The 24457-nt window shown below is 61.0% G+C and carries 23 protein-coding genes; 9 read left to right on the top strand and 14 right to left on the bottom strand.

The annotated features are described in order from the left end of the window. The first annotated feature begins 3 nt into the window (after positions 1–3). The 4 genes from ACIROY_RS23360 to ACIROY_RS23345 all read left to right on the top strand — a co-directional run bounded on the left by ACIROY_RS23360 (position 4) and on the right by ACIROY_RS23345 (position 2557). Complete coding sequence (locus ACIROY_RS23360; protein ID WP_402344560.1) at positions 4–408, top strand: YraN family protein; 405 nt, start codon at positions 4–6, stop codon at positions 406–408. Between the two features lie 163 nt (positions 409–571). Beyond that, positions 572–1168, top strand: coding sequence for a phosphoheptose isomerase (locus ACIROY_RS23355; protein WP_402278938.1), 597 nt, complete (start codon positions 572–574; stop codon positions 1166–1168). Continuing rightward, on the top strand, positions 1161–1823 hold the full coding sequence (locus tag ACIROY_RS23350) for a BON domain-containing protein (RefSeq protein ID WP_402278939.1): 663 nt from the start codon (positions 1161–1163) through the stop codon (positions 1821–1823). Before ACIROY_RS23355 ends, ACIROY_RS23350 begins: the two co-directional genes overlap by 8 nt. A 209-nt stretch (positions 1824–2032) precedes the next feature. After that, positions 2033–2557 (top strand): peroxiredoxin family protein, encoded by a 525-nt coding sequence (locus ACIROY_RS23345; protein WP_402278972.1) that lies wholly within the window; start codon positions 2033–2035, stop codon positions 2555–2557. Between the two features lie 119 nt (positions 2558–2676). Here the strand turns inward: ACIROY_RS23345 and ACIROY_RS23340 are convergent, their stop codons facing one another. Next, positions 2677–4383: a methyl-accepting chemotaxis protein gene (locus ACIROY_RS23340; RefSeq protein WP_402344557.1), complete on the bottom strand. Its 1707-nt coding sequence runs from the start codon at positions 4381–4383 to the stop codon at positions 2677–2679. Between the two features lie 294 nt (positions 4384–4677). On the opposite strand from ACIROY_RS23340, the gene ACIROY_RS23335 reads away from it, so the two are divergent. Further along, on the top strand, positions 4678–6732 hold the full coding sequence (locus ACIROY_RS23335; RefSeq protein ID WP_402344554.1) for a putative bifunctional diguanylate cyclase/phosphodiesterase: 2055 nt from the start codon (positions 4678–4680) through the stop codon (positions 6730–6732). On the opposite strand, the gene ACIROY_RS23330 is transcribed toward ACIROY_RS23335, so the two are convergent. The 10 genes from ACIROY_RS23330 to ACIROY_RS23285 all read right to left on the bottom strand — a co-directional run bounded on the left by ACIROY_RS23330 (position 6733) and on the right by ACIROY_RS23285 (position 18595). Next, the gene (locus tag ACIROY_RS23330; RefSeq protein ID WP_402278945.1) at positions 6733–7656 is read right to left on the bottom strand and encodes a DMT family transporter; all 924 of its coding nucleotides are present in this window, start codon (positions 7654–7656) and stop codon (positions 6733–6735) included. Between the two features lie 35 nt (positions 7657–7691). Continuing rightward, positions 7692–9191, bottom strand: a complete 1500-nt coding sequence (locus ACIROY_RS23325; RefSeq protein ID WP_402278947.1) for a M81 family metallopeptidase — start codon at positions 9189–9191, stop codon at positions 7692–7694. Between the two features lie 24 nt (positions 9192–9215). Beyond that, the gene (locus ACIROY_RS23320; RefSeq protein WP_402344551.1) at positions 9216–10472 is read right to left on the bottom strand and encodes a Zn-dependent hydrolase; all 1257 of its coding nucleotides are present in this window, start codon (positions 10470–10472) and stop codon (positions 9216–9218) included. A gap of 48 nt (positions 10473–10520) precedes the next feature. Continuing rightward, positions 10521–11225, bottom strand: a complete 705-nt coding sequence (locus tag ACIROY_RS23315) for an ABC transporter ATP-binding protein (protein WP_016833809.1) — start codon at positions 11223–11225, stop codon at positions 10521–10523. Further along, the gene (locus tag ACIROY_RS23310) at positions 11222–12001 is read right to left on the bottom strand and encodes an ABC transporter ATP-binding protein (RefSeq protein WP_402344548.1); all 780 of its coding nucleotides are present in this window, start codon (positions 11999–12001) and stop codon (positions 11222–11224) included. Before ACIROY_RS23310 ends, ACIROY_RS23315 begins: the two co-directional genes overlap by 4 nt. Then, positions 12001–12987 (bottom strand): branched-chain amino acid ABC transporter permease, encoded by a 987-nt coding sequence (locus ACIROY_RS23305; protein WP_402278953.1) that lies wholly within the window; start codon positions 12985–12987, stop codon positions 12001–12003. The genes ACIROY_RS23310 and ACIROY_RS23305 overlap by 1 nt, the downstream gene beginning before the upstream one ends. A 10-nt stretch (positions 12988–12997) precedes the next feature. Beyond that, positions 12998–13858: a branched-chain amino acid ABC transporter permease gene (locus tag ACIROY_RS23300; protein ID WP_402278955.1), complete on the bottom strand. Its 861-nt coding sequence runs from the start codon at positions 13856–13858 to the stop codon at positions 12998–13000. Between the two features lie 109 nt (positions 13859–13967). Beyond that, the gene (locus ACIROY_RS23295; protein WP_402278974.1) at positions 13968–15161 is read right to left on the bottom strand and encodes an ABC transporter substrate-binding protein; all 1194 of its coding nucleotides are present in this window, start codon (positions 15159–15161) and stop codon (positions 13968–13970) included. 596 nt (positions 15162–15757) lie between these two features. Continuing rightward, positions 15758–17251, bottom strand: coding sequence for a CoA-acylating methylmalonate-semialdehyde dehydrogenase (locus ACIROY_RS23290; RefSeq protein WP_402278957.1), 1494 nt, complete (start codon positions 17249–17251; stop codon positions 15758–15760). A gap of 21 nt (positions 17252–17272) precedes the next feature. Beyond that, the gene (locus ACIROY_RS23285) at positions 17273–18595 is read right to left on the bottom strand and encodes an aspartate aminotransferase family protein (protein ID WP_402278959.1); all 1323 of its coding nucleotides are present in this window, start codon (positions 18593–18595) and stop codon (positions 17273–17275) included. A 180-nt stretch (positions 18596–18775) separates the two neighbouring features. Between ACIROY_RS23285 and ACIROY_RS23280 the strand changes: the two genes are divergently transcribed. Then, positions 18776–20218: a PLP-dependent aminotransferase family protein gene (locus ACIROY_RS23280; RefSeq protein WP_402278976.1), complete on the top strand. Its 1443-nt coding sequence runs from the start codon at positions 18776–18778 to the stop codon at positions 20216–20218. Positions 20219–20259: 41 nt separating this feature from the next. Beyond that, positions 20260–20916, top strand: coding sequence for an HAD family hydrolase (locus ACIROY_RS23275; protein WP_402278961.1), 657 nt, complete (start codon positions 20260–20262; stop codon positions 20914–20916). A gap of 6 nt (positions 20917–20922) precedes the next feature. Here the strand turns inward: ACIROY_RS23275 and ACIROY_RS23270 are convergent, their stop codons facing one another. Together ACIROY_RS23270 and ACIROY_RS23265 are read right to left on the bottom strand one after the other, a co-directional pair. Continuing rightward, positions 20923–21579 (bottom strand): DsbA family protein, encoded by a 657-nt coding sequence (locus ACIROY_RS23270; RefSeq protein ID WP_402344545.1) that lies wholly within the window; start codon positions 21577–21579, stop codon positions 20923–20925. A gap of 104 nt (positions 21580–21683) precedes the next feature. Then, entirely contained in the window at positions 21684–22592 is a 909-nt protein-coding gene (locus tag ACIROY_RS23265; protein WP_402344542.1) for an MBL fold metallo-hydrolase, read from the bottom strand. A gap of 144 nt (positions 22593–22736) precedes the next feature. On the opposite strand from ACIROY_RS23265, the gene ACIROY_RS23260 reads away from it, so the two are divergent. Beyond that, positions 22737–23636: a LysR family transcriptional regulator gene (locus tag ACIROY_RS23260; protein WP_402344539.1), complete on the top strand. Its 900-nt coding sequence runs from the start codon at positions 22737–22739 to the stop codon at positions 23634–23636. A 6-nt stretch (positions 23637–23642) separates the two neighbouring features. Here the strand turns inward: ACIROY_RS23260 and ACIROY_RS23255 are convergent, their stop codons facing one another. Continuing rightward, positions 23643–24203, bottom strand: coding sequence for a LuxR C-terminal-related transcriptional regulator (locus ACIROY_RS23255; RefSeq protein ID WP_402278968.1), 561 nt, complete (start codon positions 24201–24203; stop codon positions 23643–23645). Positions 24204–24361: 158 nt separating this feature from the next. Here ACIROY_RS23255 and ACIROY_RS23250 point away from each other — a divergent pair. Beyond that, the coding region (locus tag ACIROY_RS23250) for a CoA-transferase (RefSeq protein ID WP_402278782.1) at positions 24362–24457 on the top strand (96 nt) is incomplete at its 3' end.

The following is a 24457-nucleotide window of genomic DNA, read 5'->3' as shown; positions in this document are numbered from 1 at the left end:
CGCATGGCCTTGTTCGACCGGCTGCGCGGCAAGACCGACACCGCTCCGCGCACCAGCAAGCAAGTCAGCGGCGACGCCGCCGAGGATGCCGCGCTGGCGTTCCTGCAAGGCGAGGGGCTGTGCCAGGTCGAGCGCAACTTCCGCTGCAAGGGTGGCGAAATCGATCTCATCATGCAGGATGGCGACACGCTGGTGTTCGTCGAGGTGCGCAAGCGCAGCAAGGACAGCTACGGCGGCGCACTGGCCAGCGTCACACGCGCCAAGCAGCGCCGCCTGATCGTTGCGGCCCAGATTTTCCTGCAACGCTACCGCATGCCGCCGGCTTGCCGCTTTGACGTGATCGGCTACGACCACGATCGCATGCACTGGCTGAAAAATGCCGTGGAAGCAAGTCCGGACGCCTATTGATACGCTTCTTCGCCGCTTGCATCGGCGGAGCCGCCGCCCAACTACACTATAATTGCCGGGCTTATTGGCACTGTCTGCCGCGGCCTGCCAGTTCCAGGCCGGTAACGCGGGCGGACGCGCCAGACAATGTCGCTCTTCATGCATCGTTAAATTTACTCGCACCATGACCAATCAACGTATCCTTTCGCATTTCCAGGAAAGCGCCGAACTCAAGATCCACGCCGGCGCCGTGCTGGCGCAGCCGATCGAGCAGGCGATTGAACTTATGTTCACGGCGCTGTCGAATGGCAACAAGATTCTTGCCTGCGGCAACGGCGGTTCGGCAGCGGACTGTCAGCATTTCGCCGCTGAACTGGTCGGTCGTTTTGAACGCGAGCGCCTGCCGCTGCCGGCGCTGGCATTGACGACGGACACTTCGATCCTGACCGCAGTCGGCAACGACTACAGCTACCTGGAAATCTTCTCGAAGCAGGTCCAGGCCTTCGGCCAGGCCGGCGACGTGTTGCTGGCTTTCTCCACCTCGGGCAATTCCGGCAATGTGCTGGCGGCGATCGAGGTCGCTCAGGAACGCGACATGCGCGTGGTGGCGCTGACCGGCAAGGGCGGTGGCGCCATCGGCAAGAAACTGACCGATGCCGATGTGCATATTTGTGTGCCGCATGACCGTACCGCGCGCATCCAGGAAGTACATCTGCTGACTTTACATTGTATTTGCGACGGTATCGATGTCGCGCTCTTTGGAGGTGATGTGTATGAATGATGTCAAGGCTGGCTGGACCACGTTGTTGAAGTTGCGCCGTCCGCTGGCGGCCGCCGCCGTATGCGGCATGCTGGCAATCGGTTTGCAGGGCTGCTTCGGCGTACTGGCCGGCGGTTTGCTGGCCGGCACTTTTGCCGCTACCGATCGCCGCACGCTGGGCGCGCAGACCGAGGACAAGTCCATCGTGGTCAAGGGCGAAGCGAACATCCCCGGCGTCGTGCCGCAGGGCTCCCACGTCAACGTCACCAGCTTCAACCGCAAGGTCCTGCTGAGCGGCGAGGTGCCTGACGAAGCATCCAAGGCCGCCGCCGAACGTGAAATCAAGAGCTTGCCCGGCGTTGAGACCGTCTACAATGAACTCGCCATTTCCGGTTCGTCCAACTTCTCGGCGCGTTCCGGCGATGCGCTCGTGACCAGCAAGGTGCTGGCCAGCCTGGTTGACGCCAAGGATCTGTATTCCAGCGCATTCAAGGTCACTACCGAACGCGGCATCGTCTACATGATGGGACGCGTGACGGAACGCGAAGGCAAGCGTGGGGCGGATATCGCCAGCGGCGTGAGCGGCGTGCAAAAGGTCGTGACGCTGTACGAATACATCTCGGAAGAGGAACTCAAGCAGTATTCCCGCCAGGCGCCGCCGGATCCGGCCAAGTAAGCTGAGCCCGCCGCAGGGCAAGTCTCTGCAGCAGGCCGGAGCCGCCGGGTCCGTGATTATTCATGGCCCGGCGGCTTTTTCATGGCGCGTCTATAATGTGTTGATCGACTGATGTTTCCGGATGGCTGACACATGCTTCATGTTGTCGCCTTGTCATCCGGCAATACCGCTACGGAAAGAACATGGAAGCCAAAAACGCCACTTCATCAATGCCCGCAGCCGCTGCCGCGCCCCGTCGTCGCCTCGGCCTCAAGCTGGGCGGACTGGCCGTCGTCGCCGCCGTCGCCCTGTTCGGCTACAGTTCGCTGTCGGCGCGCAACGCCGCTCCGGACGTCACCTTCGTCAAGCTGGACGGTCAAAAGGTCGCACTCAAGGACTTGCGCGGCAAGGTCGTGATGGTCAACTTCTGGGCCACCAGCTGCACTACCTGCATCGGCGAAATGCCGCAGATGATTTCGACCTACAACAAGTACAAGGACCAGGGCCTGGACTTCGTCGCCGTCGCCATGAGCTACGATCCGCCGAACTACGTCCTCAACTACACCGAGACCCGCAAGCTGCCGTTCAAGGTTGCGCTTGATCCGCAAGACACGCTGGCCAAGGCCTTCGGCGACGTCAAGCTGACCCCGACCACCTTCGTCATCGGCAAGGACGGCAGCATCCTCAAGCGCTATGTCGGCGAGCCGCAGTTCGCCGAACTGCATCAGCTGCTGGAAAAGGCGCTGGCCGCCTGAGGCAGGTATCTGGTTCAGCAACAAAAAACGCCGGCTGCATGCCGGCGTTTTTCATGGGGCTTCCAGATCTGAGTACTCTCAGCCGAATTTCAAGCTGAATCTCGAGTTGAACATCACCATCAGAACTGTTCCCAGTCCCCTTCCGATGCCTTGGCGGGGACCTGCGCCGGCGCCTGCTTCAGCTTGGGTGCATCCGCTTTCAGTACGCGCGCGCGCATCGTTGCAGCCGGCTTGCGCTGCGGCGTGATATCGACGGTGCGCAGCGCCGGCTTGACCGCCACGCCGGTATTATCCAGCTTGAACACGCTGACCACCTGGGTCAGCGTACTGGCCTGATCCTGCAGCGATTGCGCTGCCGCTGCGGCCTGCTCCACCAGTGCGGCGTTCTGCTGCGTGGTTTCATCCATCTGCGTGATGGCGCGGTTGACCTGCTCGATGCCGTCGCTCTGTTCCTGACTGGCCGAACTGATTTCGCCGACGATGTCGGTCACGCGTTTGACGCTGGCGACCACTTCGGTCATGGTGGCGCCGGCCTGTTCGACCAGCCTGCTGCCGGAACCTACCTTTTCCACCGAGTCGTCGATCAGCGCCTTGATTTCCTTGGCCGCCGCCGCCGAGCGCTGCGCCAGGCTGCGCACTTCCGACGCCACCACCGCAAAGCCGCGGCCCTGTTCACCGGCGCGCGCTGCTTCCACTGCGGCATTCAGCGCCAGGATGTTGGTCTGGAAGGCGATGCCGTCGATCACGCTGATGATGTCGACAATCTTCTTCGATGATTCATTGATCGCACCCATGGTATCGACCACCCGGCCCACCACGCTGCCGCCCTGCACCGCGACTTCGGATGCGGATACCGCGAGCTGGTTAGCCTGGCGTGCGTTGTCGGCGTTCTGCTTCACGGTCGAGGTCAGTTCTTCCATGGCCGAGGCGGTTTCTTCCAGCGCGCCGGCCTGGCTTTCGGTGCGCGCCGACAGGTCGAGATTGCCGCTGGCGATCTCGCTCGAGGCGGTGGCGATGGTGTCGGTGCCGCTGCGCACTTCGCCGACGATATTGAGCAGGTTGTCGTTCATGGTCTTGAGCGCCTGCAGCAACTTGCTGGTTTCATCCTTGCCGCTGCCGTCGATGTGCGAGGTCAGGTCGCCCGAGGCCACCGTCTCGGCGATGTTCACCGCCTGGTTGAGCGGACGCGTGATGCTCAGCGTCAGCAGCCAGCCGAGGAGCCCGCCGAGGATCAGTTCGATCATCCCCAGGCTGAGCAGCAGGGTGCGTCCCGATTGATAACTGTCGTTGATACGTTGCGCGGCCAGATTGATGATCTCGGTCTGGTAGTTGGCGTACTTCAACACGCTGCCGGAGTAATCGTCCATCATCTTGACCAACTTGGTGTTGGTCAGCTGTTTGGCTTCCTCTGCGTTTCCGGCTGCCTTCATCTTGAAAATATCTTCCCGCGCGGTGCGATAGGCGGTACGCAGCTTGCCGACTTCGTCGAACAGCTGTTTTTCTTCCGGTGACGAAATCGCCGCCTCCACTCTTTTCTGGGTATCGCTGACCTTCTTCGACTCGGCATCGATCTGGGTCTGGAAGTATTTCTGGAATTCGGCGTCGTCGCTGCGCATCACGGCGAAGGTGCGTACGCCGTTTTCCTTGATGGCGGCGTGCCATCGGGAGGCGTCGCGTTCTTTTTGCAGGGCATTTTTGACCATGTCGTCGGTGGCGTCGCCGATGCCTTGCAGGCGCCATACGCCGATACCCACCATGACCGCCATCAACATCAGCATCGCCACAAAACCGATACCGAGCCGTACACCTATCCTGTAGTTCTTCATGGCCGTCTCCTTTTCCCGTACTGCTTTTCATTTCCGCGCCGGTATGCGCGGGCGTTGAATTATTGTTATCGGTTCAGCGTATCACAGCGAAATGGCTTCAAATCGCAGGTGAGCGATGGTTTGTATGGCCTTTTGTCAACTCTGCGTCAGGATTGGGGCAAATTAAGCCGGCATGAGCGAAATGCCTTCATGCAATAGTGACAACGTGCCGCTATAATCCAGTGCTTCGGAAGTGCACTACGGCAATGCGCATGGCTGCCGTCTTGTTCGCTTCACGATCACTCTCACGATCACATGACAACAAAACCGGACGTGGCAGCGCATGCCGCGGAATTAGAGAAACTGACGCAGTCGCTGGTGCGTGACCGCGATGCCCGCCTGCAGGCCGATGCCGCCACGGAAAGCAGCCTGCGCCGATTGCAAGTGTTGGAAGCCGTCACCGCGGCCGCCAACGAAGCCGACACGTTCGAGCAGGCGTTGCAATTCGCCGTCGACGAGATCTGCCGCTACACCGGCTGGCCGCTGGGTCATTGTTTCCACGTGCGCAAAAGCGCCAGACCATCCGCCCTGGTTTCAAGCGGTATCTGGCATGGCGCCCACCGGCCTGAATTTTCCGCCTTCCGCTGCATGTCCGGCGACCCGCAATTCCTCGCCGAGCAGGACCTGCCCGGCCGCGTGCTCGCGGAGGCCGCGCCGGTCTGGATCGTCAATCTCGGCGCCGATCGCGATGCGCTGCGCGCCGACGTCGCACGGTCGGCAGGCATCCGCGCGGCAATCGCCTTTCCGGTGATGAGCGGTGGAGATGTTGTGGCGGTGCTGGAATTTTTCTCAGTGCGCATCCTGTCGCTGGACGACCACTTGCTGCGCCTGATGAACCTGATGCGCCAGATCGGCACGCGCCTGGGGCACGTCGCCGAGCGCGCGCAGGCAATGCGACGGCTGGCGCACGATGCCTCGCATGATGCACTGACCGGCCTGCCCAATCGCAACCTGTTCCTGCAGCAGCTGGACCTGGCGCTGCAGCGCCAGTGGGATGACGACAACGCGCGCTTCGCGGTGCTGTTCATCGATCTCGACCGTTTCAAGATCGTCAACGACAGCCTCGGCCACCTCGCCGGCGACCGCATGATCATCCAGGTGGCGGCGCGTCTCAGGAATGCCTTGCGTCCGGATCACCCCGCGGCGCCTTCCTCCCCCGACACCTTGCGCGTCGACGGCGTCAGCCCCAGCTACACGCTGGCGCGCATGGGTGGCGATGAATTCACTGTGCTGCTGAGCGATGTCGATGACGTCGGCGAAGCGGTGCGCATCGCCGAGCGCATCCAGGCAGCGATGGCCTTGCCGTTCCTGATCCGTGACCAGGAGATCTACGCCAGCGCCAGCACCGGCATTGTGTTCGGCGACGTCGGCCACACCCTGGCTGATGAAGTCCTGCGAGACGCCGATCTGGCGCTGTACCGCGCCAAGTCGCTGGGCGAGAGCCGCTACGAAGTGTTCGACCGCAGCATGCGCAAGGGGGCGGTCAGCCGCCTCACCATCGAGACCGCCTTGCGCCATGCCCTGAAGAACAACGAATTCGTGCTGCACTACCAGCCCATCATCGAGCTGCAGGGCGGCACCATCGTCGGTGTCGAAGCGCTGGTCCGCTGGCAGCGTGGGCCGGACGAGCTGGTCTATCCGGGCGACTTCATCGATGTCGCCGAAGACACCGGCCTGATCCTCTACATCGGCATGTGGGTGCTGCGCGAAGCCTGCCGCCAGATGCATCAATGGCACCGGCAATTCCCGCGCGCCAAACCGCTCACCATCAGCGTCAATATTTCACCGCGCCAGTTCGTCCAGCCGAATCTGGTGGACCAGATCAAGCAGATCGTCGCCGAGACCGGCATCGATCCCAATACGCTGCGCCTGGAGATCACCGAGAGCGTGACCATGGGCGACGTCGAGCGCACCATCCGTATCCTGTCGCAACTACGCGAGATCGGCGTGCGCTTCAGCGTTGACGATTTCGGCACCGGCTATTCATCCCTGAGTTACCTGCACCGTTTCCCGCTGGACGTGTTGAAGATCGATCGTTCCTTCGTCATGCGCATGAACGAGGATCACGAGCGCTTGCAGATCGTGCAGACCATCATGACGCTGGCGCGCAATCTCGGCATCGAGGTGGTGGCGGAAGGAACCGAGACCGAGATGCAGGTCGACCACCTGCGCAACATCGGTTGCGATTTCGGACAGGGATTTTTCTTTTCGCGCGCGTTGGCGCCGGAGACGGTGACGGATTTGCTCTACGTGCCGCATCACGTGCTCAAGACCGCCTTTGTCAATTCTCTGCAGACAGCGCAGAGCTGATCAGGCCCTGTTCAGGCGCAGGGACCCCGTGGGCAGCAGCACGCAAACGGCGGCGCCGAAGATCAGCGCGAAGCCAACCAGGTCGGGCATGCTGGGCCGGTCACCGAGCAGCAACACCGCACTGCTGACGCCGACCACCGGCACCAGCAAAGTGCCCAATGCGGCGACGCCGGCCGGCAATCTGGCAATGATTTCGAACCACAGGATATAGGCCGCGGCCATGCCGAAAAAGATGTGATACGCCAGTGCGATCATCACCGTCAGATGCAGCGCGCCCAGGTGCGGCCAGCCTTCGAACGACAGCAAGCCGGCCAGCGCCACCAGCGCGCCGATCAGCAATTGCCAGGCGGCGACCGCCAGCGGTTCCGCATTGATCCTGGCCCATTTCATATAGACGGTTCCGGCCGCCCAGGTCAGCGCCGCGGCCAATGCGTAGAGGATGCCGTGAGGCAGATTCAGCAAGCCGCCGCCGATCAATGGCGCGATCAATACGGCCAGGCCACCGGCGCCGAACGCCAGGCTGATGCCGCGCACGCGATCAAGTTTTTCGCCGAGTGCAATGCGCGCAAACAGCGTCGCCCACAACGGCATGGAATAAGTGATGATCGCCACGCGCGAGGTCGCCGCACCGAGCTGGGCGAAGGTCAGCAGGATATTGAACAGCGCGATATTGAGCAGCCCCGTCATGACGATGTGCGGACGATCGCGCCGGCTGATATGCAGGCTGCGCCCGCGTGCGAACGCCAGCGCGAACAGCGTGCACGCCGCAGCGCCGAGGCCGATGCTGCGCAAGGTCCATGGCGAAATTCCGCTCAGCGACACCTTCACCGCAGGCCAGTTGAGTCCCCACAGCACACCGAGGACGAGCAGCAACAGTCTGGCCTTGGCGCTGTCCTTGCGGCCCTGCGCGCTCGTCGATGGCATGGTCGTATTACTCAGATCGTCAGATCGTCAGACCGTCAGACGGGTGGAGGCGTTGCAACGTCGAGCGGATAGACTGGGCGACGCACCTTGCGGATCGGGAACAGGTCGAAGTTGGAACTGGTCGGGCCGCCGCTGTCGGAGTCGCATTCTTCCAGGCCCTTGCTGATCGGCACGAACACTGGGCGGCAATACATGCGCGACTTCAGGATGACGTAATCCATGCTTGCCGGGTCCAGGCCGAGGCTGGTGAACACGCCTAGGTCATACGGTTCGACGCGCTCTTCGGTGATGACGATCTTTGCCGCGCCGATATCGAACAGCACGCTGTTGCCCATGTTGATGATTGATCCGGTATAGATCGGGCCCGACACGCGGAACACGCCGTCGGTGATCGCCAGCACCTTGCCGGTCAGTTGCAGTGGCGTCTTGACGATGCCCTGCTGCGTCAGCGCCACCTTGTTGCCGACCGCCAGCGTGACTGTGCCGCCCACGCCCGCTTTCAATAATTGCGCGACCGCTTCCGGATCGCTGATCGGACCGGCGGCGATGCCGCTCATTCCTTCGGCCAGCGCCGCTTCCAGTACGTCCATGGTGTTGCAGGTGCCGCCTGACATGACATTGTCGCTATGGTCAAGCAACAGCACCGGGCCCTTGCCCGAACCCGCAGCGATTTCGCGCGCATGCGCCAATGAGTGGCGCAGCGGCTGACTGTCGTAGACGAAATCATCGCGCTCGGCCCAGATCTGTTTCGCAATCGTGTCGGCGACGGTTTGCGCGAGCGCCGCATCGTTGTCGGTCACCACCACCACCGACATGCCGGCATCGCGGAAGTCGGACAGTGGAAATCCTGCCAGCACCGATACCGCCAATACGCCGGTCTGCTTTTCCGCAAGCTTGGCCTGCTCTACTGCGCGCAGCATTGCCGAGGCCGAGGTATTGCTGGTCAGCGTCGCCGACAACAGCGGCACCTGCCGCCAGCCGGTGACGGGGCGCGATTTTTCCCGCAGTAATTCCACCAGCAGACGTCCGGCGTGTTCTCCGGTTTCATACATGTCGATGTGCGGATAGGTCTTGAAGCTGACAATGATGTCGGCGTTGTCGACCATCTTTTGCGTGACGTTGCCGTGCAGGTCGAGCGCCACGCACAGCGGCACGCGCGGGGCGATCTTGCGGATGCGTTCCAGCAGCGCGCCTTCGCCGTCGTCGGCGTTCTCCGCCACCATGGCGCCATGCAGGTCGAGCATGATGGCGTCGCAACCGGCTTCGATGGCGCGCACGATGGCGTCGGTCATCAACGTATAAGCATCGGCCGCGACCGTTGCGCTCGGGTTGGCCGTTGCGGACAAGGGCGTCACGATGGTGGCCGACAGGCCGTCAGCGATATCGAGGAAGGCGCCCATCGCAGTGCGCGCGCCTTTCTGATCCTGGTAGGCCGCGGCATCCCATTGCGGCAGGAAGGCCTCCAGCGGCGTCGGGATCGGCGAAAAGGTATTGGTCTCGTGGTTGAGACGGGCGACGACTATCTTTAACGGCATGACTATTCCTTGCGGGTTCTTTATTCAGGCGACGACTTTTGCGCTGGCCAGCATCGCATGCAACAGCACGTTGGCGCCGGCTTCCAGATGTTCGGGTTTGGCGTCCTCGATTTCGTTATGGCTGACGCCATCCTTGCACGGCACGAAAATCATCCCGGCCGGAGCCAGGCGCGCGGCGTAGATGGCATCGTGACCTGCACCCGAAACCACATCCATGGTGGCGTAGCCAAGCATCGCCGACGCATTGCGGACTTCGCCGACGCAGTCGGGATGGAAAGGACAGGGCGGGAAATAAGACACGCGTTCCAGCTCGATCTTCAGCCCGGTCTTCTGACGGGTTTGTTCGAGATACGCGAGCAAGTCTGCGTGCATTTGATTCAAGGTCTCGTCGCTGACGTTGCGCAGGTCGATGGAGAATTTCACCTGGCCCGGAATCACGTTGCGGCTGTTCGGCATCACTTGCACCTGGCCGACGGTGCCGCGGCCGTAGGGCGGATAGCGGTTCGCGATCGCTACGACTTCCTGCATGATGTACGTCGACACTTGCAGCGCGTCCTTGCGGATTTCCATCGGCGTCGGACCGGCGTGCGATTCGAATCCGGTGACCGTGCAGTCGTACCATGACAGGCCCAGCACGGCCGGCACCACGCCGATGACGGTGTCGGCGTTTTCCAGCACCGGACCTTGCTCGATGTGTGCTTCGTAATACGCGCCGATCGGATGATCGCCGCACTTCTGTTCACCGATGTAGCCGATGCGCGTCAATTCATCCTTGACGTTCTTGCCGTCAGTGTCGGTCGCGCTGTAAGCATGCTCCAGCGTGAATGCGCCGCAGAACACGCCCGAACCCATCATCACCGGCACGAAACGTGACCCTTCTTCATTGGTCCACACCGCGACTTCGATCGGCGCTTCGGTCTGGATGTTGTGCTGGTTCAGCGTGCGGATCACTTCCATGCCGGCCAGCACGCCGTAGTTGCCGTCGAACTTGCCGCCGGTCGGTTGCGTATCGATGTGCGAGCCGGTGACCACCGGCGGCAGGTCGTTATTGCGGCCGGCGCGGCGCATGAAGATGTTGCCGATCTGGTCGACCGTGACGCTCATGCCTTCCTGTTTGGCCCAGCTGCTGACGAGATCGCGGCCCTGCTTGTCGAGATCGGTCAGCGCCAGACGGCAGACGCCGCCCTTCGGTGTCGCGCCGATCGCGCCGAGATCCATCAGCGAGTTCCACAGGCGTTTGCCGTCGATGCGTAAATTGGTGATGCTGGTTGTCGTGTTCATGATGATTCCGTCAAATGCGATGGTGTTTGGGTTAAATCAGGCAGCTACTCATGCAGCTAAATTCACGCCAAGATAGCGATCTTTCGCGCTGTCGTCGGCGAGAAATTCCGCATTGGTCGCGGTATAGGCAATGCGTCCCTGCTCCACAATGTAATGCCGATCCGCCAGTTGCGTGCAGACCTCCAGATTCTGCTCGACCAGGATGATCGACATGCCGGTGGCCTTGATCAGTTTGATCTGCGCGACGATCTCGTCGACGATCACCGGCGCCAGTCCCTCAACCGGCTCGTCCAGCATCAATACCTTGGGATGCGTCATCAGCGCGCGCGCGATTGCCAGCATCTGCTGCTCGCCGCCGGACAACTGGCCGCCGCCGTTCTTGCGGCGTTCCTTCAGGCGCGGGAAGATCTTGTACACGTCTTCGAGTCCCCAGGCCGAATCCTTGCGTGCCGCCATGGTGAGGTTTTCTTCCACCGTCAGCAGCTTGAAGATGCCGCGATGTTCCGGCACCAGGCACACGCCGCGCGCAGCGATCTTGTAAGCGGGCAGGCCGGCGACGTTGTTGCCTTCGAACATGACCTTGCCCTGGCGCGGCTGCACCACGCCGACGATGCTCTTCAAGGTGGTGCTCTTGCCGGCGCCGTTGCGGCCCAGCAGCGTCACCACTTCGCCGGCCGCAACCTGCAGCGACACGCCTTGCAGCACATGGCTCTTACCGTAATAACCGTGAATGTCCTGTACGTTGAGGATCATGCTTTTCCTCCGTTCTTTCCACCAGTGATCATGCTGCCCAGATAAGCGCGGCGCACGCGGTCGTCATTGCGGATTTCGTCGGGCTTGCCTTGCGCCAGGATCTGTCCCTGCTGCATCACGGTGATGCTGTCGGAGATGTCCATCACGATGTCCATGTTGTGTTCGATCAGCACCACGGTGTAGTTGTCGCGCAGGCTGTGGATCAGTTTCTTCATCTCGGCGATGTCGTCGATGCCCATGCCGGAGGTCGGCTCATCGAGGAAGATCACCTTCGGCTGACCCGCCATCGCCATGCCGACTTCGAGGCGGCGTTGCTGGCCGTGCGAGAGTTCGGAGGACAGGCGATCGGCGACGGCCTGCAGGTTCAGGCGCGCCACCAGTTGCTCTGCGACGTCGCAGGCCTGGCGCAGCAACTCGGGCCGCTTCCATGGATTGAGCGCCTGCGCCGGACGCGTGCCTTGTGCCGCCAGCCGCAGGTTCTCGCGCACGCTCAGGTTGGGGAACAGGCTGGTCACCTGGAACGAACGCGCCAGGCCTTTGCGCACGCGCTTGTAGCCGGGCAGGTGTGAGACTTCTTGGCCCTCTACGAGGATGCTGCCTTCGGTGATCGGCGTGGTGCCGGTCAGCGTATGGAACAGCGTGGTCTTGCCGGCGCCGTTGGGGCCGATCACCGAATGCACGGTGCCCGGCAGAATATCCAGCGTGATGTTGTTGACGGCGGTGAACTTGCCGTAGCGCTTGGTGACGTTCACCGCTTTTAGGATGGGCGTACTCATCAGTGGATCTCCTTGGCGACGTCCGCCATCGGTTTTGCGCCGGGGCGGAAACGTTGCAACAGCGATTGCGCCAAACCGTACAAGCCCTTGTGCATGTACAGGCTCACGCCGATCAGCAGGAAGCCGAGCAGCATCAGCCAGCGCGGCCACAGCGTCGACAGCCAGTTGCCGACAATCACGTAGAACGACGCGCCCAGCACCGACGCGAACAGGTTGCCGGTGCCGCCGATCACGGTCATGATCAGGATCGATTCGCTGGTGTGGTATTCGATGTTGGACAGCGGTGCGACGCCGGTCATCATTGCGTGCAAACCACCCGCGAGGCCGGTCACGGCACCGGAGATGACGAATGCGGCCAGCTTCAGCAGGGTGATGTCATAGCCAACCGCAGACGCGCGCGCCTCGTTGTCGCGCACGGCCAGCAGCGTGCGTCCGAGTACAGAATCCACCACGCGCTGCAACAGCCAGAACACCACCACGAACAGGATCGCGACGAAGCTGTAGTACTGCCACGACGTGGTGGTCGGCAACAGCGTGTGGCCCAGCACGGATAGGTTTGGACGCGGGATGTCGAGCAAGCCGTTGTCGCCGCCGGTGATGTCCTTCATCGTGTAAGCGAGGAAGTAGAACATCTGCGCAAACGCCAGCGTCAGCATGACGAAATAGGTGCCGCGCTGGCGAATCGAGAACCAGCCGACCAGCAGCGCAATCAGCCCGCCGATGAGTGCGGCGATCAACAGCGAAATCAGCAGCGGCGCCTTCAGGTGCAACAACGCCAGACCGGTGGCGTAACTGCCGATGCCGAAGAAAATCCCCTGGCCGAACGACATCAGCCCGGTATACCCGAGCAGCAGATTGCAGCCGAGTGCGGCCAGTGCATAGATCAATACTTCAGTCGCCAGCGTGCCGGAGCCGATGCACAGCGGCAGCAACAAGACCACGGCGATGACCAGCAGGGTAAAGCGGAAATGAGCGATATGTTTCAAGGTACTCTCCTCAGCTGGCGCGGCCGAGCAGGCCGTTGGGACGCAGCAGCATCACCGCCGCCATCGCCACATAAATCATCAGATGCGCGCCTTCCGACCACACCGTGCTCATCACGCTTTGCACGATGCCGACCAGGATGCCGCCCACCAGCGCACCGGAGAAACTTCCAAGACCGCCGATCACCACCACCACGAACGCGATGCCCAGGGCCTCCACTCCCATGAAGGGTTCGACGCCGCGGATCGGTGCCGCCAGGGCGCCCGCCAGGCCGGCGGTGAACGCGCCCAGTGCAAACACCAGGCTGAAAATGCGATCAATATTGAGACCCAGCAGCGACACCATTTCGGTCGATTCGCTGCCGGCGCGCACGATGGAACCGAGGCGCGTGCCTTCCAGAATCCACCACAACAGCAGCGCCATCACAGCGGTGAAAGCGATCACGAACAGACGGTATTTCGGATAGACGAAACCGCCGGCCATGACCACACCCTGCAAGATATCCGGCGGCGAAATATTGTTGCCCAGCGGGCCCCAATAAGAGATCACGGCCTCCTGCAACACCAGCGCCAGGCCGACTGTGAAGAGAATATGGAAGTGATGGGGCAATGCATAAATGTGGCGCAGGACGAAGCGCTCGACCAGAAATGCAAACAAGCCGACCACGATGGGCGCGATCAGCAGCGACCACCAGAAATTGACGCCCATTTCGCCAAGCTGGAAGCAGAAATAAGCACCCAGCAGGAAAAATGCGCCATGCGAAAAATTGACGAAACGCAGTAGCCCGAACACGATGGACAGGCCCACCGCGAGCAGGAAATACAGCATGCCGATGCCGATGCCGTTGGCAATTTGCAGCAGATAGATATTCATGAAACCTCGAAACGCTTATGCAAGCAGCTTGCAGTAATGTGCGGAGTTGGCGCCGTATGAGGGAAGCATACATACGGCGCCGTGCAGAAACAAACTTACGCCAACAGAATCAACCCAGCTTGCACATCGTCTTGTCGAGCGCGAGGAAGGACTTGCCGGACGAAATGATGTCCGCATAGTCATTCTTGTTGCGCATCTTCGACTTGGCCTTGCCCTTGAGCAGGTAGTAGTTCTTGATGACCTGGTGATCGCCCTTGCGGATTTCTTCGGTGCCGGTCAGGCCTTCGTACTTCATGCCTTCCATCGCCGCGATGACTGCCTTCGGATCGGTGCTGTTGGCCTTGATGATGGCGTCGAGCACGATCTTGGTACAGATGTAGGAACCGGCCAGGCTGTAGTTCGGGTCAATCTTTAGTGCGTCGTTGACCGTCTTGACGAATTCCTTGTTGAACGGCGCATCAATGGCGTGCCAGTATTGCGCGCCGAAGTACACGCCGTCGCAAATGTCTGCGCCCAGGGTTTCGAACTGTTCCAGGCCCGAAGCCCAGGCCATCAGGATCGTACAGTTGTTCTTCATGCCGAAGCTGACCGCCTGGCGCAGCGTGTCCGACGATTGCGAGCCGAAGTTCAGCAGCAGCAGGACGTCCGGTTTGGCAGCCATGGCGTTGGTGAGGTAGCCGCTGAATTCCTTCTCGGCCAGCGAGTGGTAGCTGTTGCCGACGTGCTCGATGCCTTTTTCCTTGAAGATCGCCTTGGCCGCGCTCAGCAAGCCGTCTCCGAACACGTACTGCGGCGTGATGGTGTACCAGCGCTTGGCGTTGGGCATCTTTTCCAGCAGCGGACGCACGGTTTGTTCGATCGCGCCGAAGGTCGGCACCGACCAGCGGAAGGTGGCGCGGTTGCAATCGCTGCCGGTGATTTCATCGGCGCCTGCGGTGGTGATGAAAATGCTGCCGCCTTTTTCCGCTTCCTTGCCCATCGCCAGCGCTTCGCCGGAGAGGATGCCGCCGGCGAAAAAGCGTGTGCCCTTTTCCATTGTTTCCTGCACCTTGCGCACCGCGGTCGCCGGTTTTCCTTCGGTGTCGAGCGTGGTGTAAGTCAGATTCTTGCCGAGCACCTTGCCGTATTTTTGCAGCACCAGCTTCATGCCCATGTCGGCGTACTTGCCGTTGGCGGCGAACGGACCCGACATAGGAACAGGGCAACCGAACTGGATCGCATCGGCTTGCGCAAAGACATCGGTATAGGACAGCGCGCCAGGTGCGGCGAGGGCGGACAGCTTGAGAAAATCACGACGTTTCATCATATTCACATCTCCAAAAAATGACTGCGCATTGAAAGGGTTGATCAGCAATTGAGTCGGGGTATTGTGACGCAAGTTCCATGCCCGTGACGATGAAAAATCATGACGTCGCCAGAGGCAAAAATACGGGGAAAGCTATTGCAGGGATATGAGGAAATGCACCGCGTTTACCTTGGTAAAAGCAGTGTGAATATGACGGTTTTGCGACCTTGTGCGCACGCGAATGTGCGAACGCCGCAATGCATGATGACGATGGATCATGTTTGCTCCTCCTGGATTAATGTCTCTGTTCGTTTTTATATTTTTACTGCCGCGAATGGCTGCATGATCGTGTCTTTTTTCACGTCTGCATTTTGTTTTTTCGCGTTACTGCATGCTACGTGAATTACCTCCCGGAGGGATTTTTCTTTTGATGAATTTAATCTTTCCTTTCTGCAGATGACGGTGCATTTTCAGTATCGTTCTGCACCATCAAATTCGTCTTTCGCACCAATAATTCACATGCTAAAACCGGTTCTGAAAACGGCGACGGCATGAGGTTCGCTCATGCCGTTTTTGTCTATGAAGAAATCGCCGTTTTCATTTTTCTTTCAAGCTCACTTCATTTGCGGGAAAGCAAACTCGGCGCCGGCGCTGGCGGTGTTCGGCCAACGCTGCATCACGGCTTTCGCGCGGGTGTAAAAACGCACGCCTTCCGGACCGTAGACATGATGATCGCCGAACAGGCTGCGCTTCCATCCACCGAAACTGCTGAACGCCATCGGCACCGGCAGTGGCACGTTGACGCCGACCATGCCGACTTCGATCTGACGCACGAACTCGCGCGCGACGCCGCCGTCGCGTGTGAATACGGCGACGCCGTTGCCGTATTCATGATTGTTAATGAGCTCGACTGCGGTAGCGACATCGGGGGCGCGCACCACGCACAACACCGGTCCGAAAATTTCTTCCTGGTAGATAGTCATTTCAGGAGTGACGTGATCGAACAGCGTGCCGCCGACGAAGAAACCGTTTTCACGACCCGGCACCTTGAAGCCGCGACCATCGACCACCAGTGTTGCGCCTTCCTCGACGCCCTTGCCGATCAATCCTTCGATACGCGCCTTTGCTGCCGCGGTCACGACCGGACCCATTTCGGCGTCCTTTTCCATGCCGTCGTTGATCTTCAGATTGCGGGTGCGTTCGGCCAGTGCCGAAACCAGCTTGTCGCCGGCGTCGCCGACCGCGACCGCCACCGAGATCGCCATGCAGCGTTCACCGGCCGAACCGTAGGCTGCGCCGATCAGCGCATCGACCGCGACTTGCATGTCGGCGTCCGGCATGACCACCATGTGATTCTTGGCGCCGCCCAAGGCTTGGACCCGCTTGCCCTTGGCGCTGCCGCGCGCGTAGATGTATTCGGCGATCGGCGTCGAGCCGACGAAGCTGATGGCCTTGACTTTAGGATGATCGAGCAGCGCATCGACGGTGACCTTGTCGCCCTGGATGACGCTGAAGACGCCGTCAGGCAATCCGGCTTGCTGCAGCAACTCGGCGATCAGCAGCGAGGCCGACGGATCGCGTTCGGAAGGCTTGAGGATGAAGCAGTTGCCACAGGCCAGTGCGATCGGGAACATCCACATCGGCACCATCGCCGGAAAATTGAACGGCGTGATGCCGGCCACCACGCCCAGCGCCTGGCGCATCGACCAGGCGTCGATGCCGCGGGCGATCTGGTCGGTGTATTCGCCCTTGAGCATTTGTGGAATGCCGACCGCGTACTCAACCACTTCGATGCCGCGCGCGACTTCGCCTTGTGCGTCGGAGAAGGTCTTGCCGTGTTCGCGGGTGAGAATCGCGGCGAAGTCGTCGGCATGCTGCTGGATCAGGTTCAGGAATTTGAACAGCACGCGCGCACGCGTCAGCGGCGGCGTGTTGGACCAGGCCGGGAAAGCGGCAGCGGCTGCGGTGACGGCATCATTGACTTCTTCCGCCGTGCCCAGCGCAACGCGTGCGACTGCCACGCCCAGAGCAGGGTTGAAGACATCGGCGTAGCGGTCGCTGTTGGTGTCGACGCGGCGGCCGCCGATGAAGTGGGTAATCTTTTCCATGCTGACTTGTTTCCTTGGTTCTTAATCTAATGTTTTCAAAATGGCGGCGAGCTTGCCGAACAGTTCGTCGATGTGTTTCTTCTCGATGATCAGCGGCGGCGACAAGGCGATGATGTCGCCGGTCACGCGGATCAGGATGCCGTCGTTGAAGGCGCGGCGGAAGGCGTCGTAAGCACGTGCGCCGACCTTGCCGGGGATCGATGCCAGCTCGATCCCGACGATCATGCCGATGGTGCGGATGTCGATCACGTTCGGCAGTCCGCGCAGAGAATGCGCTGCTTCCTGGAAGTAATCGGCGACGCTGTTGGCGTGTTCGAGGATGCCGTCCTGTTCGAAGATGTCGAGCGACGCCAGGCCGGCGGCGCAGGCAAGCGGGTGGCCGGAATAGGTATAGCCGTGGAACAGTTCGATGCCGTCGGGGCCGTTCATGAAGGCTTCATGGATGTGCGGCTTGACGAACACGGCGCCCATCGGCACCACGCCGTTGGTCAGGCCCTTGGCGGTGGTGAAGATGTCCGGTTCGACGCCGAAGTAGTCCGATGCGAACGGCGTGCCCAGGCGGCCGAAGCCGGTGATCACTTCATCGAAAATCAGCAGGATGCCGTGCTTGGTGCACAGCTCGCGCAGACGCTTGAGATAGCCCTTGGGCGGAATCAGCACGCCGGTGGAGCCGGCGACCGGCTCGACGATCACGGCGGCGATGTTGGAGGCGTCGTGCAGCGTGACCAGGCGTTCCAGTTCATCGGCCAGATGGGTGCCGTATTCAGGCTCGCCCTTGGTGAAGGCGTTCTTTTCGAGGTTATGGGTGTGCGGCAGGTGATCGACGCCTTGCAGCAAGGCCGAGTTGAAGGTCTTGCGATTGCCGCCGATGCCGCCGACCGACATGCCGCCGAAGCCGACGCCGTGATAGCCGCGCTCACGGCCGATCAGGCGGGTGCGGGTGGCGTCGCCGCGCATGCGGTGATAGGCCAGGGCGATTTTCAGGGCGGTGTCGACTGCTTCCGAACCGGAGCCGGTGTAGAACACTTGCGAGAAGCGGCCGCCGGTGTATTGCTTGAGGCGCTCGGCCAGTTCAAACGCCATCGGATGGCCGAGCTGGAAGGAGGGGGCGTAGTCGAGTGTCGCCACGGCCTTCTGGACGGCCGAGACGATCTTCGGCTGGGCGTGGCCCAGCGGTACGCACCACAGGCCGGCAGTGCCGTCAAGAATGGCATTGCCGGCGTCGTCGCGGTAATACATGCCTTCCGCCGAGACCAGCATGCGCGGGCTGGCTTTGAAGTTGCGGTTGGCGGTATAGGGCATCCAATAGGCGGACAGGTCGGAAGAAGACAGTGGTTTGTTCATTTCAGGCGCACCTCGGGCGGTTGAAGATGCTTGATTATTGCGAGACGCGGCCCGGATTGTTAGATACACTTTGGAATTAACCGAAGAACTGTATTGTTTATTTCAACAATCTGTATTGATGACACTTGCCCGTCCGACAAGATCAGAATCATGTCGACGGCTGGCAACAGCGAGGAAATGATGGCGAAGGTCCAGCGTGAAGCGGTTTACCTGACATTGGAGCGCAACGGTGCAAAGGGCGGCTCCAGAAGTGGGAGCAACCGCCTGGTCGAGCAAGTGGTGAACGGATTGGCGCAATTGATCGAACAGGGCGCGCTGCGTTCGGGTGAACGGCTACCGTCGGTGCGCCAGTTCGCCGAGTCGCACGCCATCGGCGCCTCGACCGTGGTGGAAGCCTATGAGCAACTGGTCGCGCGCGGCCTCCTGATCGTGCGGCGCGGCGCCGGCTTCTTCATCGCGCCCAAGGGCGCCAACCCGCCGCCGGCGATGGCCTTCACACCGCCTGATCCGGTCATCGATTCAGCCTGGCTGCTGTCGGAAATGTTCGCAGACGAGCGCGTGCCGATCAAAGCCGGCTGCGGCTGGCTACCCGGCAAATGGCTGGACGACGAAGGCCTGCACCAGGCCGAACGCCGCATCATCCGCTCGCCCGGCGCGCAGCAGGTCGGCTACGGCCACCCCTACGGCTACGCGCCGCTGCGCCAGATCATCTGCCAGTTCCTGGCCAACTGGTCGCTGGAAGTCTCGCTCGATCAGGTGCTCACTTCGCACGGCGCCACGCAGGGCCTGGACCTGATCATCCGCACCATGGTCAAGCGCGGCGATACGGTGTTTGTCGACGACCCCGGTTATTGCAACCTGATCGCCATGCTCAGGATGGCCGACCTCAACGTAATCGGCATTCCACGTACGCCCACCGGTGTCGACACCGAGATGCTCGAAACTTTGGCGCGTACGCACAAGCCGAAATTGTTTTTCACCACCAGCGTGTTGCACAATCCGACCGGCACATCGTACACGCCGGCCTGCGCGATGCGTGTCTTGCAGGCGGCCGAGCGTCATGGCTTCTGGGTGGTGGAGGACGACATCTTCCGCGAACTGGGGCAGCCGACCGATCCGATGCTGGCGGCGCTGGATGGCTTGCAGCGCGTGATCTACGTCGGCAGTTATTCGAAGACCATCGCGCCGTCGCTGCGCCTCGGCTTCATCGCCTGCCAGCGCGACCTGGCGCGCCAGCTGGTGCATACCAAGATGGTGCTGAGCCTGACCAATTCCGAAATCAACGAACGCCTGGTGCACAGCGTGCTGACCGAAGGCCACCATCGCCGCCACGTTGAGAACCTGGCGGCGTCGCTGCTCAACGCGCAGTCGCGCGTCAACGGCAAGCTCAGCGAGACCGGCCTGACGCCGTTCACCACGCCGCGCGGCGGCATGTTCTCCTGGGCGCGGCTGGACGGCTGCGACCTGAGCGCACGCGATATCGCCGATCGCGCGCGGCAAAAGGGCATTTGGCTGGCGCCGGGGGAATTTTTCCACCTCACGCCGCCGGATCAGCCGTGGTTCCGTTTCAACGTGGCGTATGCGGATGCGCCCGAGTTGTATGAATTTTTCCGCACGCTTTGATGTCTAGAACATTCCTTCAACATTCAACTGATGGTCGCCTGATGCAAAAATTCAACCCTGACTATGCAAGTTCGGCCGGCATTCGCGCCGTGGTGTTCGACTTCGGCGGCGTGCTGTTCGACTGGAATCCGCTGCACCTGTATCAAGACCTGATTCCCGACGCCGCCGAGCGCGAACACTTTCTCACCAATGTCTGTTCGCCCGACTGGAACATCCGCCAGGACGGCGGCCGCACGCTGAAAGATGGCACCGAGTTGCTGCTGGCCGAACATCCGCAACACGAGCCGATGATTCGCGCGTTTTACGATCGCTGGACGGAAATGCTGCGCGGGCCGCTGCATGACGGCGTCGAATTGCTGCGCACCTTGCATGACAAGGATGTACCCTTGTTCGGCTTGACCAACTGGTCTTCGGAGACGTTTCCGTACGCGCTGGCGAACTATGATTTCCTGCAGATATTCCGCGACATCGTGGTGTCGGGAACGGAGCAGTGCATCAAGCCGGACGCTGTGATTTACCAGATCGCGCTGACGCGCTACGGCAAGCATCTGCCCAACCTGAAGCCGTCGGAGCTGGTCTTCCTCGATGACTCGGCGAAGAACGTCGAAGCGGCGCGCCGCCTCGGCTGGCATGCGATTCATCATGTCGATTGCGCCGAGACGGTGAAGCAATTGCGAGAACTCGGCTTGCCTGTCTGAGTCGATTCAGCGATGCGTGTATGCGGCGAGATGCTCGCGCCACGCATCGGGTTCGCCCAGCCAGCGGCCGGCATCAAGCACTTCGAAACGGCCGTCCTGTTCCAGCACGAAAGTCGGAAAGCCGTGACCGCCGACCTGCGCCAGCAAGCGGCGGCTGGCGGCGATGTGCTGCTGCAATTCTTCTTCGCCGACGCGGCCGTACGCTTGCGCGAATGCCTCCCCATTCAATCCCAGTTCAGCCGCCAGCGCTTGCAGCACATCTTCATCGGCAACACGCTTGCCTTCTACGTAGTGGGCGGCTTGCAAACGTGCCAGCATGTCGAGACCGCGTCCGGAGATGTCTTCCGCCGCCAGAATCGCCTTGATCGGTGGCGCCGAATCGAAGACGGCGGTCTCATCCAGCAGCAGCCCGTTGAAGTAGTCGTCGCCGAATGGCTGGCCGGTCAATTCCGCGATCCGATGATCGTATGGCATGACGTAATCACGCAGGGCCGGGCTGACCTGCTGGCGGTTGGCGTCCATCATCATGCCGCCGCCATGGCCGATTACCGGCATGATTTCGCGTGCAACTGCGGCCAGCGGCGCGGCGCCGTAGCACCAGCCGCACAGCGGGTCGTAGATGTAATGCAGCGCCGTGCTGCTGCTGGTGTCGTAAGTACTCATGATGCGTTCCTTGAAGAGAGACCGGTAGCCTAACGTGAAACGCCGGCGCATGTGCGCCGGCTATTCAAGACGGAACCTCGTTGATCAATGTGCGTTGACCCGCCTTACCACTTCATCTCGCCCTTGGCGACCTTGGCGCACAATTCCAGCACCGAAAGATTGGTGGCGCCGGGATAGCGCGCTTTCATTGCTGCGATCAGTGCGGCGGAGTCGGCAGCCTTGACAGTTTCAGCGTCGAAGGCCTTGATGTAGTCGCGGGTGTATTTCACCGAGGCGATGGTCATCGGCGCACCGGCAGCGTAGTGGCCGGGGATGACGGTTTTCGGTTTCAGCTTTTCGATGCGCGCCAGCGTGAGCAGCCAATCTTTGTGGGATTTTTCGCCTTGCGTATCGGCCATCCAGACGTGTTCGTTGCCGTCCACCACCACGCCACCGGCTACCGCCTTGATCGACGGAATCCAGACGAAGCTGCGCTCAGGTTGCGGGCCGTCGAGACCGATTACTTGCAGCTTCTTGCCTTCCAGCGTCAACGAATTGCCGTCGAGGACATCGGGCACGATGGTTTGCGTCGGTGCATCGGCGCCCAGCTTCGGTCCCCAGAAGGCCAGCTTGTGGGCGACGGTTTCCTTGATGTGGGCCACGGTTTGCGGGGTCGCCAGGATTTTCACGTCGGGATAGGCGGCCTTGATGGTGTCGAGGCCGAAGTAATAATCCGGGTCGCCGTGGCTGATATAGACAGCCACCAGTTTCTTGCCGCTGGCGCGGATCTTTTCCACGACCTGTTGCGCCTGCCCGCGGCCGAATTGCGCGTCGACCAGGATGGCATCCTGCTTGCCGCTGACCAGTACCGAGCTGACCGGAAACAGCGCGCTGTCGCCGGGGTTGTAGACGTCCAGCTTGAGGGCGTCATTGGATGCGGTTGTTGCCGCGGCGGCAGTGCCGGCGGCGAAAATGCCGACCGCCGCAGCCAGCGCCAGCAGCGGACGGGAAATTGTGTGAAAGCTCGAATGCATGTTCATCTCTCCAAAAGGTTTAAACGCAGGGAAAAGTGCGACAAACGAAGATTAATGACTTATTTGTTTTGGAAAAACAGCATAATGAAACATAGTTTGTTTCTAAAATCGGTCATATAAGGCCACACGGATGAAGAGCGCAATATGGACAGATTGACCGCAATGCAGGTGTTTGTGAGCGTCGTCGACAGCGGCAGCCAGTCGGCGGCGGCCTTGCAACTGGACATGTCGCGGCCGGTGATTTCTCGCTACCTGGCGGAGCTGGAAGAATGGGTAGGCGCGCGGCTGTTGCACCGGACCACGCGGCGTCTGAGCCTGACGCCGGCAGGCAACGATGTGCTGGAGCGTTGCCGCCAGATGCTGACGGCTGCGAGCGATTTGCAGAACGCCGTCAATCAGCCGCAACAAGCGCCCAAGGGCTTGTTGCGCATCACCACGACGACTTCATTCGGTCCGCAGCTGGTGCGCGCCGTGGCGCAATACTGCAAACGCTATCCCGGTGTGGCGGTCGACCTGATGATGCTGGACCGCACCGTCAACCTGGTGGAAGAACGCATCGATCTGGCGATTCGCATGACCACGCGCCTCGATCCCAATCTGATCGCGCGCAGGCTGTCGGTGTGCCGTTCGACGATTTGCGCTTCGCCCGCCTATCTGCGCGAACACGGCACGCCAAAAAAGGTCGCGGATCTGGCGTTGCATAACTGCCTGACGCATTCCTATGTCGGCAAAAGCCTGTGGGAGTTCGATCACAAGGGTAAGCACAGCTCGGTCGCGGTCAGCGGCAATATCAGCGCCAACGAGGCGATGGTGTTGCTGTCCGCGGCGCTGGCCGGCGCCGGCATCGCGCATCTGCCGTCCTATGCGGCCGCGCCGTATGTGGCGTCCGGCAAGCTGGTGGCGCTGCTGCCGCAACACGAGCCGACCGTACTCGATATCTATGGCGTGTATGCCTCGCGCAAGCACATGCCTGCAACCTTGCGCACCATGCTGGATTTTCTGGCGGAACGGTTTACCGACGAACCGGAATGGGGAGAGGGCTAGCCGGTATCAGGGAGTGATGCTGAGCAGCTTGTGCACGAGTTCCGAAGACGTCGAAGCGCCGAACTTGCGCATCAGCCGGGCGCGATGCATTTCCACCGTGCGCGGGCTCAGTTCGACCTGGCGCGCGATCAGCTTGCTGGTCTTGCCTTCCACCAGCAGCGCCGCGATCTCGCGCTCGCGCGGCGTCAGTCCGGGCGCCAGCGGACGCTTGGCGCTGACGTCCTCGAAGGTCCAGATACCGGCCGCATGCGGATCGCCTTGCACCAGCGAGGCGCCGGTCACGTGGCACCAGAACATCTCATCGCTGGCGCGCTTCATGATGCGCTCGTCGGAGTAGAAGCCCTTTTCGTTGAGGATGGGCACCAGGCGCACGCCGGTACGCTCGAATTCGTCTGCGGTCGGATACAGCACCATGAACGACTGGCCCGACAATTCCCCAGGCGCATAGCCGAACATCTTCGCCAGCGCCAGGTTGCTTTGCTGGATCACGCGATTGTGCGAAACGCACATGCCGATCGGGGCATGCATGAATACTTGTTCAAAGTCGACGAGATGCGGGTTGCTCATTGTCCGTTGCTAATTCTTGTATCGTAAAAATACTGGTCAGGATTCCGAATTCTAAGGCCTGGAGACGATTCTAGGTATTTTTACCGTATTGTTGCTGCCCTACCAGCGTCCTATGATGCCTGCTGACATTTGAACCTATAAGAATCGAAAGGAGACACGTGAATAAAGTCTATCCCGACGCGTCCAGCGCGTTATCCGGCATCGTCAAGGACGGCCAGACGATTGCCGTCGGCGGCTTCGGCCTGTGCGGCATT

The sequence above is a fragment of the Herbaspirillum sp. NPDC101396 genome (assembly GCF_044767365.1).
Lineage (GTDB): Bacteria > Pseudomonadota > Gammaproteobacteria > Burkholderiales > Burkholderiaceae_D > Herbaspirillum.
This window is presented reverse-complemented; position numbering and strand designations above follow the sequence as displayed.

Bases quoted from the DNA above. Each gene is read 5' to 3' on its own strand.
- ACIROY_RS23360 (WP_402344560.1), top strand. From the start codon at position 4: ATGGCCTTGTTCGACCGGCTGCGCGGCAAGACCGACACCGCTCCGCGC.
- ACIROY_RS23355 (WP_402278938.1), top strand. From the start codon at position 572: ATGACCAATCAACGTATCCTTTCGCATTTCCAGGAAAGCGCCGAACTC.
- ACIROY_RS23350 (WP_402278939.1), top strand. From the start codon at position 1,161: ATGAATGATGTCAAGGCTGGCTGGACCACGTTGTTGAAGTTGCGCCGT.
- ACIROY_RS23345 (WP_402278972.1), top strand. From the start codon at position 2,033: ATGCCCGCAGCCGCTGCCGCGCCCCGTCGTCGCCTCGGCCTCAAGCTG.
- ACIROY_RS23340 (WP_402344557.1), bottom strand. From the start codon at position 4,383: ATGAAGAACTACAGGATAGGTGTACGGCTCGGTATCGGTTTTGTGGCG.
- ACIROY_RS23335 (WP_402344554.1), top strand. From the start codon at position 4,678: ATGACAACAAAACCGGACGTGGCAGCGCATGCCGCGGAATTAGAGAAA.
- ACIROY_RS23330 (WP_402278945.1), bottom strand. From the start codon at position 7,656: ATGCCATCGACGAGCGCGCAGGGCCGCAAGGACAGCGCCAAGGCCAGA.
- ACIROY_RS23325 (WP_402278947.1), bottom strand. From the start codon at position 9,191: ATGCCGTTAAAGATAGTCGTCGCCCGTCTCAACCACGAGACCAATACC.
- ACIROY_RS23320 (WP_402344551.1), bottom strand. From the start codon at position 10,472: ATGAACACGACAACCAGCATCACCAATTTACGCATCGACGGCAAACGC.
- ACIROY_RS23315 (WP_016833809.1), bottom strand. From the start codon at position 11,225: ATGATCCTCAACGTACAGGACATTCACGGTTATTACGGTAAGAGCCAT.
- ACIROY_RS23310 (WP_402344548.1), bottom strand. From the start codon at position 12,001: ATGAGTACGCCCATCCTAAAAGCGGTGAACGTCACCAAGCGCTACGGC.
- ACIROY_RS23300 (WP_402278955.1), bottom strand. From the start codon at position 13,858: ATGAATATCTATCTGCTGCAAATTGCCAACGGCATCGGCATCGGCATG.
- ACIROY_RS23295 (WP_402278974.1), bottom strand. From the start codon at position 15,161: ATGAAACGTCGTGATTTTCTCAAGCTGTCCGCCCTCGCCGCACCTGGC.
- ACIROY_RS23290 (WP_402278957.1), bottom strand. From the start codon at position 17,251: ATGGAAAAGATTACCCACTTCATCGGCGGCCGCCGCGTCGACACCAAC.
- ACIROY_RS23285 (WP_402278959.1), bottom strand. From the start codon at position 18,595: ATGAACAAACCACTGTCTTCTTCCGACCTGTCCGCCTATTGGATGCCC.
- ACIROY_RS23280 (WP_402278976.1), top strand. From the start codon at position 18,776: ATGGCGAAGGTCCAGCGTGAAGCGGTTTACCTGACATTGGAGCGCAAC.
- ACIROY_RS23275 (WP_402278961.1), top strand. From the start codon at position 20,260: ATGCAAAAATTCAACCCTGACTATGCAAGTTCGGCCGGCATTCGCGCC.
- ACIROY_RS23270 (WP_402344545.1), bottom strand. From the start codon at position 21,579: ATGAGTACTTACGACACCAGCAGCAGCACGGCGCTGCATTACATCTAC.
- ACIROY_RS23265 (WP_402344542.1), bottom strand. From the start codon at position 22,592: ATGCATTCGAGCTTTCACACAATTTCCCGTCCGCTGCTGGCGCTGGCT.
- ACIROY_RS23260 (WP_402344539.1), top strand. From the start codon at position 22,737: ATGGACAGATTGACCGCAATGCAGGTGTTTGTGAGCGTCGTCGACAGC.
- ACIROY_RS23255 (WP_402278968.1), bottom strand. From the start codon at position 24,203: ATGAGCAACCCGCATCTCGTCGACTTTGAACAAGTATTCATGCATGCC.